This window comes from Escherichia fergusonii ATCC 35469 (assembly GCF_000026225.1).
Classification (GTDB): Bacteria; Pseudomonadota; Gammaproteobacteria; order Enterobacterales; family Enterobacteriaceae; genus Escherichia; species Escherichia fergusonii.
This window is the reverse complement of sequence record NC_011740.1, coordinates 3,285,022-3,301,567: the sequence shown is the minus strand read 5'-3', so window position 1 is coordinate 3,301,567 and position 16,546 is coordinate 3,285,022. Positions and strand designations below refer to the sequence as shown.

19 protein-coding genes and 1 pseudogene are annotated in these 16,546 nt (G+C 48.4%); 15 read left to right on the top strand and 5 right to left on the bottom strand.

The window, feature by feature from the left end:
• Positions 1-17 precede the first annotated feature (17 nt).
• Entirely contained in the window at positions 18-290 is a 273-nt protein-coding gene (locus tag EFER_RS16190) for a barstar family protein (protein WP_024256540.1), read from the top strand.
• Between the two features lie 57 nt (positions 291-347).
• Here EFER_RS16190 and yhcN read toward each other — a convergent pair whose 3' ends face one another.
• On the bottom strand, positions 348-611 hold the full coding sequence (gene yhcN, locus EFER_RS16185; RefSeq protein ID WP_000782936.1) for a peroxide/acid stress response protein YhcN: 264 nt from the start codon (positions 609-611) through the stop codon (positions 348-350).
• Positions 612-964: 353 nt separating this feature from the next.
• Positions 965-1,435 (bottom strand): transcriptional regulator ArgR, encoded by a 471-nt coding sequence (argR, locus tag EFER_RS16180; protein ID WP_001257854.1) that lies wholly within the window; start codon positions 1,433-1,435, stop codon positions 965-967.
• Positions 1,436-1,849: 414 nt separating this feature from the next.
• Between argR and mdh the strand changes: the two genes are divergently transcribed.
• From mdh to EFER_RS23250, 7 genes and pseudogenes are all read left to right on the top strand, one after another.
• Entirely contained in the window at positions 1,850-2,788 is a 939-nt protein-coding gene (mdh, locus tag EFER_RS16175; protein WP_000861594.1) for a malate dehydrogenase, read from the top strand.
• A gap of 139 nt (positions 2,789-2,927) precedes the next feature.
• Entirely contained in the window at positions 2,928-3,557 is a 630-nt protein-coding gene (locus EFER_RS16170; protein ID WP_024256539.1) for a GntR family transcriptional regulator, read from the top strand.
• Entirely contained in the window at positions 3,544-4,209 is a 666-nt protein-coding gene (locus EFER_RS16165) for a GntR family transcriptional regulator (RefSeq protein ID WP_001137891.1), read from the top strand. Before EFER_RS16170 ends, EFER_RS16165 begins: the two co-directional genes overlap by 14 nt.
• A 211-nt stretch (positions 4,210-4,420) precedes the next feature.
• Positions 4,421-5,689 carry an SLC13 family permease gene (locus EFER_RS16160; RefSeq protein ID WP_000433387.1) on the top strand — a complete coding sequence of 423 codons (1,269 nt, stop codon included), beginning with the start codon at positions 4,421-4,423 and terminating at the stop codon, positions 5,687-5,689.
• Between the two features lie 31 nt (positions 5,690-5,720).
• Positions 5,721-6,620, top strand: coding sequence for a L(+)-tartrate dehydratase subunit alpha (gene ttdA / locus EFER_RS16155; RefSeq protein ID WP_000045353.1), 900 nt, complete (start codon positions 5,721-5,723; stop codon positions 6,618-6,620).
• Positions 6,620-7,237: a L(+)-tartrate dehydratase subunit beta gene (gene ttdB, locus EFER_RS16150; protein WP_000162409.1), complete on the top strand. Its 618-nt coding sequence runs from the start codon at positions 6,620-6,622 to the stop codon at positions 7,235-7,237. Before ttdA ends, ttdB begins: the two co-directional genes overlap by 1 nt.
• 182 nt (positions 7,238-7,419) lie before the next feature.
• Positions 7,420-7,650: pseudogene (locus EFER_RS23250) on the top strand (oxaloacetate decarboxylase subunit beta); the annotation flags it as partial.
• Positions 7,651-7,686: 36 nt separating this feature from the next.
• Here the strand turns inward: EFER_RS23250 and degS are convergent.
• The 3 genes from degS to zapG form a co-directional block, all read right to left on the bottom strand.
• Positions 7,687-8,754, bottom strand: a complete 1,068-nt coding sequence (degS, locus tag EFER_RS16145) for an outer membrane-stress sensor serine endopeptidase DegS (protein WP_000497731.1) — start codon at positions 8,752-8,754, stop codon at positions 7,687-7,689.
• 89 nt (positions 8,755-8,843) lie between these two features.
• Positions 8,844-10,211, bottom strand: coding sequence for a serine endoprotease DegQ (gene degQ / locus EFER_RS16140; RefSeq protein WP_000745040.1), 1,368 nt, complete (start codon positions 10,209-10,211; stop codon positions 8,844-8,846).
• A gap of 154 nt (positions 10,212-10,365) precedes the next feature.
• The gene (gene zapG / locus EFER_RS16135; protein ID WP_002431325.1) at positions 10,366-10,764 is read right to left on the bottom strand and encodes a Z-ring associated protein ZapG; all 399 of its coding nucleotides are present in this window, start codon (positions 10,762-10,764) and stop codon (positions 10,366-10,368) included.
• Between the two features lie 193 nt (positions 10,765-10,957).
• On the opposite strand from zapG, the gene zapE reads away from it, so the two are divergent.
• The 7 genes from zapE (at position 10,958) to nanA (ending at position 16,518) form a co-directional block, all read left to right on the top strand.
• Positions 10,958-12,085: a cell division protein ZapE gene (gene zapE / locus EFER_RS16130; protein WP_001190506.1), complete on the top strand. Its 1,128-nt coding sequence runs from the start codon at positions 10,958-10,960 to the stop codon at positions 12,083-12,085.
• Positions 12,086-12,303: 218 nt separating this feature from the next.
• Positions 12,304-12,732, top strand: coding sequence for a 50S ribosomal protein L13 (rplM, locus tag EFER_RS16125; RefSeq protein ID WP_000847559.1), 429 nt, complete (start codon positions 12,304-12,306; stop codon positions 12,730-12,732).
• Between the two features lie 15 nt (positions 12,733-12,747).
• Positions 12,748-13,140: a 30S ribosomal protein S9 gene (rpsI, locus tag EFER_RS16120; RefSeq protein WP_000829815.1), complete on the top strand. Its 393-nt coding sequence runs from the start codon at positions 12,748-12,750 to the stop codon at positions 13,138-13,140.
• Positions 13,141-13,455: 315 nt separating this feature from the next.
• Positions 13,456-14,094: a stringent starvation protein SspA gene (gene sspA / locus EFER_RS16115; RefSeq protein ID WP_000257287.1), complete on the top strand. Its 639-nt coding sequence runs from the start codon at positions 13,456-13,458 to the stop codon at positions 14,092-14,094.
• Positions 14,095-14,099: 5 nt separating this feature from the next.
• On the top strand, positions 14,100-14,603 hold the full coding sequence (sspB, locus tag EFER_RS16110) for a ClpXP protease specificity-enhancing factor (RefSeq protein ID WP_000366121.1): 504 nt from the start codon (positions 14,100-14,102) through the stop codon (positions 14,601-14,603).
• A gap of 117 nt (positions 14,604-14,720) precedes the next feature.
• Positions 14,721-15,503: a transcriptional regulator NanR gene (gene nanR, locus EFER_RS16105; RefSeq protein ID WP_000990913.1), complete on the top strand. Its 783-nt coding sequence runs from the start codon at positions 14,721-14,723 to the stop codon at positions 15,501-15,503.
• 121 nt (positions 15,504-15,624) lie between these two features.
• Positions 15,625-16,518: an N-acetylneuraminate lyase gene (nanA, locus tag EFER_RS16100; protein ID WP_000224720.1), complete on the top strand. Its 894-nt coding sequence runs from the start codon at positions 15,625-15,627 to the stop codon at positions 16,516-16,518.
• Positions 16,519-16,546: the final 28 nt, after the last annotated feature.

The window sequence follows — 16,546 nt, the reverse complement described above, 5'->3', positions numbered from 1 at the left end:
AAAAAATGGTGCAGTTGATGAATATCTATACTTTTGATTTTGATGAGATTGAGAACCTGGAAGATTTTTTCCGTGAGTTTACCCAAACGTTTGGACTTACCCGGGATCAGGTACGCGATCTTGACTCACTTTGGGATGTCATCATGGAGGATAAGCTACCGCTGCCACTGGAAATTGAGTTTATTCATGTCCATGACAAAACGCGCAGGCGTTTTGGCGCTCTGATTCTTTTATTTGATGAAGCGGAAGAAGAACTGGAAGGGCACTTGCGCTTTAATATGCGTCATTAAGATAAAAAAAGCCCCCGGCAGTTGGGGGGCAATATCGTCGGACTTGACGATGAGGGTTTATTTGTACAGTTCGGCCGTGGCGTGCCAAGTATCGCCGCTACGTGCTTCAGTGATCTGATAGGCTGATGCCCCTTTCTCTTCTGCTTTTTTGTTGAGCATTTCACGCATATCCATTGGCGAAGAAGCAACGCCACTAACGGATACCGTACCGATTGCTTCACGATTTTGCGCCTGATTAGCATTAATGGAGTCAGCAGCGAACGCACCAAAAGACAGTACGGAGAGGACACTCAGGGCAGCAACAGTTGTTTTCATTTTCATATTATTTCACCTCGTAGAATTCTTTATCAGGGCCTTTATTTCGTGACCCTCATCACAAAATCAAGTATACACTAGTTGCATGAATAATTAATACCTGGCTAATTATTTGCAGTGATATTAATTGTTAACAAATCTTAAAATCATAACAAATATGAATCATTTCATTTTTTAATTGTTGATAAATCAATGAGATGTGAATTACCAGGAAATAGACCTGATTTACATTTTGTATTCATATCATCAATATGAGGTCGCTAATAAAGGCACTCAATGCTAAAGCAGGTAGGTGAAAGGCCATGGAGAAAACGGGGAGTGGCGAAAGATTTCCCCCGTCTGGCGACGGGGGAAAGGGATTAAAGTTCTTGTTCGAACAGTTCCAGAATAGCTTCGTACAGTTCTTTCACTGAGAAGCCGCTGGCGGGCGTGGTAAAGATTGTGTCATCACCGGCGATGGTGCCGAGAATCCCCTCTGCTTTACCCAAAGAGTCAAGCAGGCGAGCAATCAGTTGCGCCGCACCTGGGCTGGTATGAATTACCACAACGGCATCGTTATAGTCGATGTCCAGCACCAGGTTTTTCAATGGGCTGGATGTTGTCGGTACACCCAGTTCCGCCGGGAGGCAATAAACCATTTCCATTTTGGCGTTACGAGTACGCACTGCGCCAAACTTCGTCAGCATGCGTGAGACTTTAGACTGATTGATATTGTCAAAGCCTTGTTCCTGCAACGCGACGACGATTTCGCCCTGTGAACTAAACTTTTCTTCTTTAAGTAGCGCTTTGAACGCTCTAACTAATTCTTCTTGCTTTGCCGAGCTTCGCATAAGTCACCCGTAATATGGCAGTAGAAACAACATTATTGTGCATACAGATGAATTTTTATGCAAACAGTCTGCCCTGATGAGGGCTGAAATAATGTTATGAAAGAGCAGAATTTTATCAAATTTCGTTATCAAGAAACATGCCTGTGTCACGGCTCGCAAATCTCGTCAAAAGTAAAAAAAATGTTATGAAATTGATGTTGTTTTGGTCAAATAGTACGGTATATTGTCAATACCTGTTGGAAAGTTGTTCTGTTGTGTGGGTGGCTATAATCAGGAAAATTAAATACATAAAAGCTAAATTCGCGTGAGTACACATTCTTAGAGTGTGGTTATTGTATTCATTGAATTTCTGAATTAAGGTCGCCGCCGCGGAGCAACAAATATTTAGCTAATCAATATAATAAGGAGTTTAGGATGAAAGTCGCAGTCCTCGGCGCCGCTGGTGGTATCGGCCAGGCGCTTGCACTACTGTTAAAAACCCAACTGCCTTCAGGTTCAGAACTCTCCCTGTATGACATCGCTCCAGTTACTCCCGGCGTGGCTGTTGATCTGAGTCACATTCCTACTGCTGTAAAAATTAAAGGTTTTGCTGGTGAAGACGCTACCCCAGCCCTCGAAGGTGCTGATGTGGTGCTGATCTCTGCGGGCGTTGCGCGTAAACCAGGTATGGATCGTTCTGACCTGTTCAACGTGAATGCTGGCATTGTGAAAAATCTGGTCCAGCAAATTGCGACCACTTGCCCGAAAGCCTGCATTGGTATCATTACTAACCCGGTTAACACGACTGTTGCTATTGCAGCAGAAGTGCTGAAAAAAGCGGGTGTTTATGACAAAAACAAACTGTTCGGCGTAACCACGCTGGATATTATCCGCTCCAATACTTTTGTGGCAGAGCTTAAAGGCAAACAACCTGACGAAATCGAAGTTCCGGTAATTGGCGGCCATTCCGGCGTGACCATTCTGCCCCTGCTGTCACAGATTCCGGGCGTGAGCTTTACCGAGCAAGAAGTTGCTGATCTGACTAAACGTATCCAAAATGCGGGTACTGAAGTGGTGGAAGCAAAAGCCGGTGGCGGATCTGCGACATTGTCGATGGGGCAGGCCGCAGCACGCTTTGGTCTGTCATTGGTTCGTGCGCTACAGGGTGAAAAAGGTGTGGTGGAATGCGCCTATGTAGAAGGTGATGGCCAATATGCGCGTTTCTTCTCTCAGCCACTGCTGCTGGGTAAAAACGGCGTAGAAGAACGTAAATCAATCGGCAAACTGAGCGCTTTTGAACAGAATGCGCTGGAAGGTATGCTGGATACACTGAAGAAAGATATTCAGCTGGGTGAAGCGTTCGTTAATAAATAAGCGAATTTGTATCACCACAACGATAAACCGGAGTAATGCCTCCGGTTTTTTGTTCTTGCAGATCCTCACTGGAATTACTAACCCACGTCACAAATCTGTTAAACTCCCGGCGTCTTTAGTGACAGCTGATGGGGATGTTGTGAAGAAAATCGAAAGAAAGCAAACCAGGGATCAGATCTCTCAAATCATTCGCTACGAAATTTTGTCCGGCAATATACAGGCCGGCGATGAACTGGCGCAGGAGAGTATTGCTGAGCAACTGGGGCTTTCAAGAATGCCGGTCAGAGAAGCATTACAAGCCCTTGAACAGGAAGGTTTTTTGATCCGTTTGCCAAACCGCCATATGCAAGTGGCGAAACTGGCTGCTGATGATGTCAGTCAGATCTTTCGTGTCATTGCGGCAATGGCTGCTGAGCTGTTTGCCTTAATTCCATCGGCGGCAGGCGAAACACTTAAGCAACTTGCCCGGAGCCTGGCGCAGCCCGGAGATAAATCTCGTGAGCTGGAATTTCATCTGACACTCGTATCATATATTGATAACCGTTATCTTTCGAAAGCCTACCAGCAGTTTCTGGATGGCTACATCTCTTATGTCATTTTGTATCTGAAAGAGGATAGCCAGGAGTCAGCGCTACTTTTACGCGAACTCAGTACTGCCATCGGCAAAGGTGAACGCGATGAAATAGTGCAGGTCACTCTGCGTTACTTCCTCTCATTAGCAGAAATTATGCGTCAACATATGAAGGATTTGGAAATTGCCGAGACCTAAGTTAGGGAAAATTAAGCTTCTTTCAGCGAAAGAACAGGTCGCAGCGGTATTACGCAAGGCCATACTGTCTCGTGAGCTGGTGGAAGGACAGGAGATCACCCTGGAAGGTATTGCCAGTATGGTGGGCGTCTCCAGTATGCCCGTGCGCGAAGCATTTCAGATTCTGGCGGCAGATGGACTGATTAAAGTACGACCAAACAAAGGTGCGGTTGTGCTGGGTATTAAGGAACAAACTATTCGTGAACACTACGAGATCCGGGCATTGCTGGAGAGTGAAGCCGTGGCGAAAGCCTCGCGCCCTGGAGTCGATATTTCACGCATTGCTCAGGTGTACTATTCGGCGGAGAAAGCCCTCGCTGATAATAATTCTGCTGAATATTCCGACCTGAATCAGGCGTTTCATATGGAAATCTGGAACGCTGCGGGTAATGAAAAAATGAAAATGCTGCTTTCCAATATGTGGAATGGCCTGTCGATGGGTCATAAAGTGACGGAAGAGCAATATGCCGGTATTTCCATTCAGGAACATAAAGGTATATTAGAAGCTCTTGAAAAAAATGATGAAAAACTGGCCCGCCAGCGTATGCATGACCATATTATTCGCTCAATGGAAAACATGCTAACCCGCTACGTAGACGATCCCGCCGCCTGATCTGATCGTCTGCACCTCCTGTGCAGGCGATATTAATCATTGATATAACGAATAAATTTTCCATCGAAACCGTTTTCTGACGATCTTGATTTAGATCGCAAAACTGATCCATTTCTTAAAAACGCGTTGACTTCGCCTGGCGCGAGGCATAATTTTCGCCCCAACAATATTGGATACAATATCATATATCATTGATAGGATAATTATAAATATGGAACCCATTACCATCACCCTATGTTTACTGGTCTTTGCCATAGCTATGTTTGTGTGGGAAAAAGTGCCGCTGGCGGTCACTTCTATGATCGTTTGTGTTGCGCTGGTCATTACCGGTGTGCTCAACGTTAAACAGGCTTTTGGCGGTTTTATCGACAATAACGTCATTTTATTTGTTGCGATGTTTATTGTTGGCGGTGCGCTATTCGAAACCGGAATGGCGAATAAAGTAGGCGGCGTTATCACTCGCTTTGCCAAAACCGAAAAGCAGCTCATTTTCACCATCATGCTGGTGACTGGATTGATGTCCGGTGTTCTTTCCAACACCGGAACAGCAGCGGTGTTGATTCCGGTCGTTATCGGTGTGGCAGCAAAATCAGGTTTTAGTCGCTCACATCTGCTGATGCCACTGGTGTTTGCTGCGGCGCTCGGCGGCAACTTATCGCTGATTGGTGCGCCGGGTAACCTGATTGCTCAGTCCGCTTTACAGAATATTGGTAGTGGGTTTGGCTTTTTTGAATACGCCAAAATCGGCCTGCCCATGCTGGCTTGCGGCATTTTTTACTTCCTGACAATTGGCTATAAATTCCTGCCTGCTAACTCGAATGGTGGTGCGGTTGGTAGCGTGGGCGAGCAACGAGATTACAGCCATATACCACAGTGGAAGCAGATCCTGTCTATGGTGGTATTGATCGCCACGATCCTTGGCATGATCTTCGAAAAACAGATCGGTATTAGTCTGGCAGTGATCGGTTGTGTTGGGGCGCTGGTGTTAGTGGTGACAGGTGTCCTGAATGAAAAACAGGCCTATAACGCTATTGATTCGCAGACCATTTTTATCTTCGGCGGCACGCTGGCGCTGGCAAAAGCACTGGAGATGACAGGTGCTGGCAAACTGGTTGCTGACTATGTCATTAGCATGTTGGGGCAAAACTCCTCACCTTTTATGTTACTGGTGGCGGTGTTTACCTTATCGGTGATTATGACCAACTTTATGTCTAACACTGCGACAACAGCGTTGCTGGTGCCCGTAAGTTTGTCGATTGCAGCTGGAATGGGCGCAGATCCACGTGCTGTTTTAATGGCAACAGTTATCGGCGGTTCCTGTGCCTACGCCACACCCATTGGTATGCCAGCAAATATGATGGTGCTCTCGGCTGGCGGCTATAAGTTCATCGACTACGCCAAAGCTGGCATTCCCCTGATTATCGTTTCAACCATTGTCAGCCTGATTTTGCTGCCAATTCTTTTCCCCTTTCACCCGTAATTAACGCAACTGTCCTTTTCAAGGAGCAATTATGAGCAAAAGCGAACAGATATCCCATATGACCAATATTATGGCCAGGTTTGTGGGATATACCGGCAAAGTACTGCCTGATGATGTCACCGCAAAACTGGAAGATTTACAGAAAAAAGAGACCAGCCAACTGGCGAATGTCATCTTTACCACCATGTTTGATAACCAGCGTCTGGCAAAAGAACTGGATCGTCCGTCTTGTCAGGATACCGGCGTAATCCAGTTTCTGGTGGAGTGTGGTACGAATTTTCCACTGATTGGCGAACTGGAAGCACTACTGCGTGAAGCGGTGATCAAAGCGACCGTTGACTCTCCACTACGGCACAATAGCGTCGAAACATTTGATGAATACAACACCGGAAAAAACGTGGGTAAAGGTACGCCAACGGTGTTCTGGGAGATTGTTCCCAACTCTGATCAGTGCAGCATTTATACCTATATGGCTGGCGGTGGCTGCTCTTTGCCGGGTAAAGCGATGGTATTAATGCCGGGCGCAGGCTACGAAGGTGTGACGCGCTTTGTGCTGGATGTGATGACCAGTTACGGGCTAAATGCTTGTCCGCCGCTGTTGGTAGGTGTTGGTGTGGCGACCTCTGTAGAAACGGCTGCATTGCTGTCGAAAAAAGCGCTGATGCGCCCGGTTGGTTCTCATAATGAAAATGAACGGGCTGCATCACTGGAAAAAATGCTTGAAGAGGGCATTAATAAAATTGGATTAGGTCCTCAGGGAATGTCTGGTAATACATCCGTGATGGGCGTGAATATTGAAAATACTGCACGTCATCCTTCCACAATTGGTGTAGCAGTAAACGTTGGGTGCTGGTCGCACCGCAAAGGCCATATCGTTTTCGATAAAGATTTAAATTATACCATTACGTCTCATACAGGAGTGACTCTCTAATGACTAAAAAAATCCTGACTACGCCAATTAAAGATGAAGACCTCGCAGATATTAAAGCGGGAGATATTATTTATCTCAATGGTCATATTGTAACGTGTCGTGATGTTGCGCATCGCCGATTAATTGAAGGTGGTAGAGAACTGCCGGTTAATATCGAAGGTGGCGCAATTCTTCATGCCGGACCGATTGTTCGTCCGATTGCAGGATCTGATGACAAATTTGAAATGGTCTCTGTTGGGCCTACCACCAGTATGCGTATGGAAAAATTTGAGAAAGAATTTATTGCGCAAACCGGGGTAAAACTGATTGTCGGTAAAGGTGGTATGGGAAAAGGCACTGAAGAGGGTTGTGCTGAACATAAAGCTTTGCATTGTGTTTTCCCTGCTGGTTGTGCGGTTGTTGCTGCGGTCTGTGTTGAAGAAATTGAAGATGCACAGTGGCGCGATTTAGGGATGCCGGAAACATTGTGGGTTTGCCGGGTTAAAGAGTTTGGCCCTTTAATTGTTTCAATTGATACTCATGGCAATAACCTGTTCGAGCAAAATAAAGTTATCTTTAATCAGCGTAAAGATATTGTTGCTGAAGAAATATGCCAGAACGTCAGCTTTATTAAATAACGTCTGATTTAACCTTGCGCACAATAAAGGTGTCTGTTGGTGATTTTTAAAAAGTATCGCCAGTCTGTAGGCCTGGGGAAGTCCATACTTATTTTTTAAGTCGCTTATAGCACCATTATTGTGCCTTCCTTATAAAGGCTATTGTATGTCAGTCGTTGTAAACCATTATTTCCCGGAAGCATCAACTGGCGATAATTGCCGCAAAGCTTAATTGTCTGTCTGATGTTTATGCCATTAAAAACGCTTTGGCATTGGCCATACCGTCAGTCCTGGCTCATATGGAAACGGTGGCTGTAGATATGGGGTACACACCTGGAGTGTTGGCCTTGTTCTATAAAGTAGCGATAGCTTCTGGTGTTGCGCCGCTGGTGGTGGCCGGGTTTCTCGCCAGATTCCCGGCCGGGCCAATATTGTTGATTTAATATAGCTCCTCAGGCGGGGGAGCTTTATCAGTTTGTTGCCGGGTATTCCTGAATGGTGACCTGGAATGTTAACTGCCTGTCGTCACGCATTACTACTACAGGAATCACTGAACCAGGGCGAATTTCGGCAACCTGATCCATTGTCTCCAAAGCGGAAACTGCAGGTTTGTTGTTCACGGAGATAATCACATCATTAACCTGAATACCTGCCAGAGCTGCCGGGCCATCCGGGGAAACTTCATTAACCACTATGCCCTGGAGTTGATCAATCCCATTAGCCTGGGAGTGCATCGGGGCAATTTCACGTCCGCCAATACCGATAAATCCACGAATTACCCGGCCATCACGAATCAGCTTATCCATAATTTTGGTTGCTAACTGGAAAGGAATCGCAAATCCAATCCCTTCTGGTGTTTCGCCGTCATTACTCTTATCAAAGGACAGTGTGTTAATACCCATCAATTCTCCCAGCGTATTTACCAGTGCACCACCGGAGTTACCGTGGTTGATGGAGGCGTCGGTTTGCAGGAAGTTTTGTCTTCCGCTGGGATTCAGACCAATACGCCCGGTAGCGCTGATGATCCCCTGAGTAATGGTCTGCCCCAAGTTGTAGGGATTACCGATAGCCAAAACCACGTCGCCAATGTGCGGTGTACGATTGGCATTAATTGGAATTGTCGGCAATCCACCGGTGGCGTTGATTTTCAAAACGGCCAGATCAGTCAGGCTGTCGGAGCCTACCAACAAGGCTTCAAATACACGACCATCCTGTAATGCGACGATAATTTGATCCGCATCGCTGATCACATGTTTATTGGTAATGATATAACCGCGCTGATCCATGATAACCCCGGAGCCCAGTCCACGGATCTCAAGTTTATTGCGGGAAGTGCTGTTAACTGCACGGTTATAGACGTTGACCACAGCCGGAGCTGCGCGGCGAACGGCCGGGTTGTAGCTGGCTGGCGTCTCATCGGTACTGTCATATTGCGGTGCAGAAAAAGGATTGATTGTCCGCAATGAGGGCATGGCGACCAGCAGCACGGCGCCAACAATTAAACCAATAGCAACTGAACGTAAGAGCTTCACAAACATGATGGAGGCGTCATAAAAATAAGGAACGGGAGCAGCATACCATGAGTTAACCGGACATCACACGTAAGGCTGATGCCCGGTTTGCTACATTAACGCAGGAGGAGATAAAGGGTGTCGTTGCCACGCAAAATCTGCAAAGCAATGATCGCCGGTTTTGCTTCCAGTGTTTTACGCATCTCAGCAATTGAGTTCACGCGATCACGGTTAATTCCAATAATCACATCGTCTTTCTGCAGGCCTGATTGTGCCGCCGGACTGCTTTTCTCAATATTTTCAATGCGGATACCTTTGGTACCATCTTTTAGTTGTGTATCGCTAAGCGTTGCGCCCTGTAGCGCTGGGGCGATCATCTCTGCGCTGGCAGAAGATGAGGTGCTGGTATCCAGCGTGACTTCAACCTCCAGTGGCTTGCCATTACGCAACAGGCCCAGTTTGACTTTAGTGCCAGGTTCGGTCGTGGCAATGCGGGAACGTAGCTCGGCAAAGCTGGTCAATGGCTTCCCATTGAGACTAGTGATGATATCGCCTGACTTGATACCTGCTTTCGCTGAACCGGAGTTTGGCATGACTTCACTGACAAATGCGCCACGTTGCACATCCAGCTTGAACGCTTTGGCGATATCAGCGGTCATCTCCGTACCTTTAATTCCGAGCAACCCACGTTTTATCTCGCCGAAATCAATCAGTTGCTGAGCCAGAGTGCGCGCCATATTACTTGGGATGGCGAAGCCAATACCTACACTGCCCCCACCTGGTGCCAGAATAGCAGTATTAATCCCAATCAGTTCGCCATTAAGGTTAATAAGGGCACCACCAGAGTTACCCCGGTTGATTGAGGCGTCAGTTTGAATAAAGTTTTCCAGACCTTCCAGATTTAGCCCGCTACGACCTAACGCCGAGATAATCCCGGAGGTCGCGGTTTGCCCCAGACCAAAAGGGTTACCCACCGCCACGGCAAAATCACCGACACGTAATTTGTCGGAATCAGCAATGGTAATTTGTGTCAGTTTGCTGGGATTTTGAATTTGCAACAGGGCGATATCGCTCTGATCGTCGCTACCAATCAGTTTCGCATCGAACTCGCGCCCATCATTGAGCTGGATGCTGATTTTCTGCGCCTGATTTATGACATGGTTATTGGTGAGAACATAGCCTTTAGCTGCATCGATAATGACACCTGATCCGAGTCCTTCAAAAGGCTGTGAAGGTCCTTCTGGCAGGTCATCGCCAAAAAACTTTTTGAATTCTTCCGGTATATTCTGGCTTTGAACAGCTGTGCCTTCGACTCGAACGCTGACCACCGCAGGTAATACTTTTTCCAACATGGGGGCGAGGCTGGGTAAAGGTGCCTGACCAGCAACCTGGCCGGGAATTGATGCTGCGGCTTGATACGGTGCCGCGAGAATTAACCCGACACTTAACGCTAATACACTCAACAGCTGGGTTTGCTTTTTCATATTCCGGCTCTCGTACCTTGAGTGATAAGGAAAATCGATTCAAAACAGATTGATGTTATTGAATTTCTAATCTGCGAACAATCAGATGTCAGATTAAATGATAGTCGGGCCAGGACAGAAGAGGAGGGCGCAATGGCTGCGCCCGAAAAATAAATTAATCGCGTTTTGCGCCACTACGCAGCAGGCCGGAAGCGCCTTCGGAATAGTCACGCGGCATTTGCACCGGTGCCTGATCATTACTGGCTTCAGATTCCGCCAGACGGTTGCGGAACGGGTTAGCCTCCGCAGACAGCTCCGGCAGCAGGCTGCTGGAGCTTTTCGCCATATGCTGGTACAGCTGGCGATAGTCGTGCGCCATGGTGTCCAGTAATTCGGCGCTGCGGGCAAAGTGGTTAACCAGCTCTTCGCGGTACTCATCCAACTCAGCTTTATTTTTTTCCAGTTCGTACTGCAACGCCTGTTGTTGACGTAATTTACGATTACCAAAACGCATGGCCACGGCACCGATAATGATGCCGACGACTAACCCAATTAGCGCATATTCCCAGGTCATGAACATCTCCCGTTGTCTTTTGTTTCCGTAGGGTGTTGGCTTCAGGCTCCATGCCTGCGGCTGATAATGCCACTATAACCGTTAATCCCGTAGAAGTGGAATCCCGACAGCATATCACGTAGTGTAGAACGGCCTTTTTTTCGCCAGGCATGAACTACGACAGATAAAGTATTCGAGGAATAACAATAACATCATGCAAAGCTTTACCCCAACATCGCGTTACCTCCAGGCTCTGAAAGAGGGTAGTCACCAACCGGACGACGTACAAAAAGAGGCGGTGAATCGACTGGAAACGATTTATCAGGAGTTAATTAACGGTACGCCAACAGCGCCCAAAGCGAGCGGGTTAATGGTGCGGATCGGAAAACTGCTGGGAAAACGCGAAGATACAACTAATGCACCCGTGCGCGGGTTGTATATGTGGGGCGGGGTAGGACGCGGGAAAACCTGGCTGATGGACCTTTTCTATCAAAGCCTGCCGGGAGAGCGGAAACAGCGTCTGCACTTTCACCGTTTTATGCTGCGGGTACATGAAGAGCTAACTGCTTTGCAGGGGCAGACCGATCCGCTGGAAATTATTGCCGATCGCTTTAAAGCAGAAACTGACGTGCTCTGTTTTGACGAATTTTTTGTTTCTGATATTACCGATGCCATGCTACTTGGCGGCCTGATGAAAGCCCTGTTCGCCCGCGGTATTACCCTGGTAGCGACGTCAAATATTCCGCCGGACGAACTTTATCGAAATGGCCTGCAACGTGCGCGTTTTTTGCCTGCAATCGATGCCATTAAACAGCATTGTGATGTAATGAACGTGGACGCTGGTGTTGATTATCGACTGCGTACGCTCACTCAGGCGCACCTGTGGCTTTCGCCACTCAACGATGAAACCCAGGCGCAAATGGATAAACTATGGTTGGCGCTGGCGGGGGCGAAACGAGAAAATTCACCGACGTTAGAAATCAACCATCGGCCGTTGGCGACAATGGGCGTCGAGAACCAGACGCTGGCGGTCTCTTTTACTACGCTGTGCGTTGATGCCCGCAGTCAGCATGACTATATTGCGCTCTCACGTCTCTTTCACACGGTCATGTTGTTTGATGTACCAGTCATGACGCGGTTGATGGAGAGCGAAGCGCGGCGCTTTATTGCGCTGGTGGATGAGTTTTACGAGCGCCATGTCAAATTAGTGGTGGGTGCAGAAGTGCCGCTATATGAAATTTATCAGGGCGAGCGGCTGAAATTTGAGTTCCAGCGTTGCCTGTCACGTCTGCAAGAGATGCAAAGCGAAGAGTATCTGAAGCGCGAGCATTTAGCGGGTTAAAACCTGCCACAAATCACAAAAAGGGGTCGATCTTTGACCCCGACTTCTCTATAATCCTGCGACCCCACGTTACAAGAAAGTTTTTTTCCCAAAACTTTTTGTGTGCTGGCATAGGCTATTCGAAGGGGTAGGTTTGCCGGACTTTGTCGTGTGAACCTCAACAATTGAAGACGTTTGGGTGTTCACCAACGTGTAACTATTTATTGGGTAAGCTTTTAATGAAAACTTTTACAGCTAAACCAGAAACCGTAAAACGCGACTGGTATGTTGTTGACGCGACCGGTAAAACTCTGGGCCGTCTGGCTACTGAACTGGCTCGTCGCCTGCGCGGTAAGCACAAAGCGGAATACACTCCGCACGTAGATACCGGTGATTACATCATCGTTCTGAACGCTGACAAAGTTGCTGTAACCGGCAACAAGCGTACTGACAAAGTGTACTATCACCACACCGGCCACATCGGTGGTATCAAACAAGCGACCTTTGAAGAGATGATTGCTCGCCGTCCTGAGCGTGTGATTGAAATCGCGGTTAAAGGCATGTTGCCAAAAGGCCCGCTGGGTCGTGCTATGTTCCGTAAACTGAAAGTTTACGCGGGTAACGAGCACAACCACGCGGCACAGCAACCGCAAGTTCTTGACATCTAATCGGGATTATAGGCAATGGCTGAAAATCAATACTACGGCACTGGTCGCCGCAAAAGTTCCGCAGCTCGCGTTTTCATCAAACCGGGCAACGGTAAAATCGTAATCAACCAACGTTCTCTGGAACAGTACTTCGGTCGTGAAACTGCCCGCATGGTAGTTCGTCAGCCGCTGGAACTGGTCGACATGGTTGAGAAACTGGACCTGTACATCACCGTTAAAGGTGGTGGTATCTCTGGTCAGGCTGGTGCGATCCGTCACGGTATCACCCGCGCTCTGATGGAGTATGATGAGTCCCTGCGTGGCGAACTGCGTAAAGCTGGCTTCGTTACTCGTGACGCTCGTCAGGTTGAACGTAAGAAAGTCGGTCTGCGTAAAGCACGTCGTCGTCCGCAGTTCTCCAAACGTTAATTGGTTTCTGCTTACGCAGATTACCATTGGCGAAAAAACCCGCTTCGGCGGGTTTTTTTATCGCCAAAGTGGGTCTGGTTTTGTCGCATTCTTCTGATTGTCGCCTCTTTTTCCCCATTTCCAGAATCGACTCACCACAAAGGTCGCAAAATCTGGTAAACTATCATCCAATTTTCTGCCCAAATGACGGGTATTGTTCATTTTTTGTTTGCGTTCCGAACATGAATGACGCATCCGCTGGCGGGTAACATCACTTCTGACTGGCCATATGTTGGCTGGTAGCAGTAAAAATTCTGACTATACCTGGAGGTTTTCATGGCTGTCGCTGCCAACAAACGTTCGGTAATGACGCTGTTTTCTGGTCCTACTGACATCTATAGCCATCAGGTCCGCATTGTGCTGGCTGAAAAAGGTGTTAGCTTTGAGATCGAACACGTGGAAAAGGACAATCCGCCTCAGGATCTGATTGACCTCAACCCGAATCAGAGCGTACCGACCCTGGTTGATCGTGAGCTGACCCTGTGGGAATCTCGCATCATTATGGAATACCTTGATGAGCGTTTCCCTCATCCGCCGCTGATGCCGGTTTACCCGGTTGCACGTGGTGAAAGCCGCCTGTACATGCACCGTATCGAAAAAGACTGGTACTCACTGATGAATACCATCATGAACGGTTCTAATGCAGAAGCTGATGCTGCGCGTAAACAGCTGCGCGAAGAGTTGCTGGCTGTCGCACCAGTTTTCGGTCAGAAGCCTTATTTCCTGAGCGATGAATTCAGCCTGGTAGACTGCTATCTGGCACCGCTGCTGTGGCGTCTGCCGCAACTGGGGATTGAGTTCAGCGGTCCGGGCGCGAAAGAGCTGAAAGGCTATATGACGCGCGTCTTTGAACGTGATTCCTTCCTCGCTTCCTTAACAGAAGCCGAACGCGAAATGCGCCTCGGTCGGAGTTAATCTGTATGGATTTGTCACAGCTAACACCACGTCGGCCATACCTGCTTCGTGCATTTTACGAATGGCTGCTGGATAACCAGCTCACACCGCATCTGGTGGTGGATGTGACGCTTCCCGGCGTGAAAGTCCCGATGGAATATGCGCGTGATGGGCAAATTGTTCTGAACATTGCACCGCGTGCCGTGGGAAATCTTGAACTGGCAAATGATGAAGTGCGTTTTAATGCGCGCTTTGGTGGCGTTCCTCGCCAGGTCTATGTTCCGCTGGCAGCCGTGTTAGCAATTTATGCACGAGAAAATGGTGCGGGCACTATGTTTGAGCCGGAAGCGGCTTACGACGAAGAAATCGCAAGCCAGAATGATGACGAAACCACTTCTGCTGATGAAAGCGAGACGGTGATGTCGGTCATTGACGGTGATAAGCCCGATCATGACGATGACAATAATCCTGATGACGAGCCGCCACAGCCTCCACGAGGTGGACGCCCGGCATTGCGGGTTGTGAAATAAATGATAAACAGGCCCATGTGGCCTGTTTTGCTATCTACCTTCTTTTCGTCTGATTTTGATACTGTGTTACGATAACTTCGTTATTATCCGTTAACGCATTTTCCCAGAAAGAGCCTTATGAACGCATTTGATCCGCAAGCTGAAGATTCTACTACTACTATCGGTCGCAACTTGCGCAGCCGCCCGCTGGCGCGTAAAAAACTCTCCGAAATGGTGGAAGAAGAGCTGGAGCAGATGATCCGCCGCCGCGAGTTTGGCGAAGGTGAGCAGTTGCCGTCTGAGCGCGAACTGATGGCGTTCTTTAACGTCGGGCGACCTTCGGTGCGTGAAGCGCTGGCAGCATTAAAACGAAAAGGTCTGGTGCAAATAAACAATGGAGAACGCGCCCGCGTCTCGCGTCCTTCGGCGGACACCATCATCGGCGAGCTTTCCGGCATGGCGAAAGATTTCCTTTCTCATCCTGGCGGGATTGCCCATTTCGAACAATTACGTCTGTTCTTTGAATCCAGCCTGGTGCGCTATGCGGCTGAACATGCCACCGATGAGCAAATTGATTTGCTGGCAAAAGCACTGGAAATCAACAGTCAGTCGCTGGATAACAACGCGGCATTCATTCGTTCAGACGTTGATTTCCACCGCGTGTTGGCGGAGATCCCCGGCAACCCGATCTTTATGGCGATCCATGTTGCCCTGCTCGATTGGCTGATCGCCGCGCGCCCAACCGTAGCTGATCAGGCTCTGCACGAGCATAACAACGTTAGCTATCAACAGCATATTGCGATCGTTGACGCGATCCGCCGCCACGATCCCGATGAAGCCGATCGCGCGTTGCAATCGCATCTCAACAGCGTTTCTGCCACCTGGCACGCCTTCGGCCAAACCACCCACAAAAAGAAATAATGCCACTTTAGTGAAGCAGATCGCATTATAAGCTTTCTGTATGGGGTGTTGCTTAATTGATCTGGTATAACAGGTATAAAGGTATATCGTTTATCAGACAAGCATCACTTCAGAGGTATTTATGGCAACGAATTTACGTGGCGTAATGGCTGCACTCCTGACTCCTTTTGATCAACAACAAGCACTGGATAAAGCGAGTCTGCGTCGCCTGGTTCAGTTCAATATTCAGCAGGGCATTGACGGCTTATATGTCGGGGGGTCGACCGGCGAAGCCTTTGTACAAAGCCTTTCCGAGCGTGAACAGGTACTGGAAATCGTCGCCGAAGAGGCGAAAGGCAAGATTAAACTCATCGCTCATGTAGGTTGCGTCAGCACTGCTGAAAGCCAACAGCTAGCGTCTTCAGCCAAACGTTATGGCTTCGATGCCGTCTCCGCCGTCACGCCGTTCTACTACCCTTTCAGCTTTGAAGAACACTGCGATCACTATCGGGCAATTATTGATTCGGCGGATGGGTTGCCGATGGTGGTGTACAACATTCCGGCGTTAAGCGGCGTTAAACTGACCCTGGATCAGATTAACACTCTGGTTACGTTGCCTGGTGTCGGCGCGCTGAAACAGACCTCTGGCGATCTCTATCAGATGGAGCAGATCCGTCGTGAACATCCGGATCTGGTGCTCTATAACGGTTACGACGAAATCTTTGCTTCTGGTTTGTTGGCGGGCGCTGATGGTGGTATCGGCAGTACTTACAACATTATGGGCTGGCGTTATCAGGGTATCGTGAAGGCGCTGAAAGAAGGGGATATCCAGACCGCGCAGAAACTGCAAACTGAGTGCAACAAAGTCATTGATTTACTGATCAAAACGGGCGTATTCCGCGGCCTGAAAACGGTCCTGCATTATATGGATGTCGTTTCTGTGCCGCTGTGCCGCAAACCGTTTGGTCCGGTAGATGAAAAATATCTGCCAGAACTGAAGGTGCTGGCCCAGCAGTTGATGCAAGAGCGCGGGTGAGTTGTTTCCCCTCGCTCGCCCCTACCGG

Excerpts from the sequence above, each read along its gene's own strand:
- EFER_RS16190 (WP_024256540.1), top strand. The coding sequence starts at position 18 with ATGAATATCTATACTTTTGATTTTGATGAGATTGAGAACCTGGAAGAT.
- yhcN (WP_000782936.1), bottom strand. The coding sequence starts at position 611 with ATGAAAATGAAAACAACTGTTGCTGCCCTGAGTGTCCTCTCCGTACTG.
- argR (WP_001257854.1), bottom strand. The coding sequence starts at position 1,435 with ATGCGAAGCTCGGCAAAGCAAGAAGAATTAGTTAGAGCGTTCAAAGCG.
- mdh (WP_000861594.1), top strand. The coding sequence starts at position 1,850 with ATGAAAGTCGCAGTCCTCGGCGCCGCTGGTGGTATCGGCCAGGCGCTT.
- EFER_RS16160 (WP_000433387.1), top strand. The coding sequence starts at position 4,421 with ATGGAACCCATTACCATCACCCTATGTTTACTGGTCTTTGCCATAGCT.
- ttdA (WP_000045353.1), top strand. The coding sequence starts at position 5,721 with ATGAGCAAAAGCGAACAGATATCCCATATGACCAATATTATGGCCAGG.
- ttdB (WP_000162409.1), top strand. The coding sequence starts at position 6,620 with ATGACTAAAAAAATCCTGACTACGCCAATTAAAGATGAAGACCTCGCA.
- degS (WP_000497731.1), bottom strand. The coding sequence starts at position 8,754 with ATGTTTGTGAAGCTCTTACGTTCAGTTGCTATTGGTTTAATTGTTGGC.
- degQ (WP_000745040.1), bottom strand. The coding sequence starts at position 10,211 with ATGAAAAAGCAAACCCAGCTGTTGAGTGTATTAGCGTTAAGTGTCGGG.
- zapG (WP_002431325.1), bottom strand. The coding sequence starts at position 10,764 with ATGACCTGGGAATATGCGCTAATTGGGTTAGTCGTCGGCATCATTATC.
- zapE (WP_001190506.1), top strand. The coding sequence starts at position 10,958 with ATGCAAAGCTTTACCCCAACATCGCGTTACCTCCAGGCTCTGAAAGAG.
- rplM (WP_000847559.1), top strand. The coding sequence starts at position 12,304 with ATGAAAACTTTTACAGCTAAACCAGAAACCGTAAAACGCGACTGGTAT.
- rpsI (WP_000829815.1), top strand. The coding sequence starts at position 12,748 with ATGGCTGAAAATCAATACTACGGCACTGGTCGCCGCAAAAGTTCCGCA.
- sspA (WP_000257287.1), top strand. The coding sequence starts at position 13,456 with ATGGCTGTCGCTGCCAACAAACGTTCGGTAATGACGCTGTTTTCTGGT.
- sspB (WP_000366121.1), top strand. The coding sequence starts at position 14,100 with ATGGATTTGTCACAGCTAACACCACGTCGGCCATACCTGCTTCGTGCA.
- nanR (WP_000990913.1), top strand. The coding sequence starts at position 14,721 with ATGAACGCATTTGATCCGCAAGCTGAAGATTCTACTACTACTATCGGT.
- nanA (WP_000224720.1), top strand. The coding sequence starts at position 15,625 with ATGGCAACGAATTTACGTGGCGTAATGGCTGCACTCCTGACTCCTTTT.